At 69.8% G+C, this 602-nt stretch carries 1 pseudogene; it reads right to left on the bottom strand.

Annotated features, from left to right (window positions below):
* Positions 1-602: pseudogene (locus tag KZ820_RS21680) on the bottom strand (DUF5009 domain-containing protein); the annotation flags it as partial.

Below are 602 nucleotides of genomic sequence, written 5' to 3'. Positions count from 1 at the left end.
CCCATGCCGGGACGTACCTGGATCAACTCGAGCGTCACCACCAGCAGCTCGGAGAAGAGGTAGAGCGCCAGCGGGTTGCGGCCGAGCATCTGAAGGAAGCCGCGCCCCAGCCGCGCGCCGCGCAGCTCGACCAGCCCGATCGTCACACCGAGCAGCACGAGGTCGAGCCCCACGGTGAGCGACACGAACGAGCCGGTCCACAATTTCTTCGACACCGGCAGCAGCGGCGCGAGCAGAAGCGCGAACAGCGTCAGCGCCGCGCCGATCCCCGCTAGCCGCGTCACGGTGGCGCGGTGCTTGCCCCAACGCTGCACCGCCAGCCCGGTGAGATAGCCCGCGATGACGTTGGCGGTCGCGGGCAGCGTCCCCAGCAGCCCCTCGGGATCGAAGCCGTGGTCGTGCCGGTACAGATGGTCGGGACCGATCAGCCACAGGTCGAGCAGCGTCCCGGCATTGTGGTAGCGTCCGAACGCCTCGCCGGCGGGGCTGAACACGAGCAGGATCGCCCAATGCGCCGCCACCAGCGCCACCGCGGCGAGCAGCAGCCGCCTCGGCGTGAGATAACGTGCGAGCAGGCTGGCGAGCAGGTAGCAGAGCGCGAT

The sequence above is a fragment of the Sphingomonas citri genome, from assembly GCF_019429485.1.
Lineage (GTDB): Bacteria > Pseudomonadota > Alphaproteobacteria > Sphingomonadales > Sphingomonadaceae > Sphingomonas > Sphingomonas citri.
Note: the sequence above shows the minus strand (reverse complement) of the source record. Positions and strands in the feature narration are given on the sequence as shown.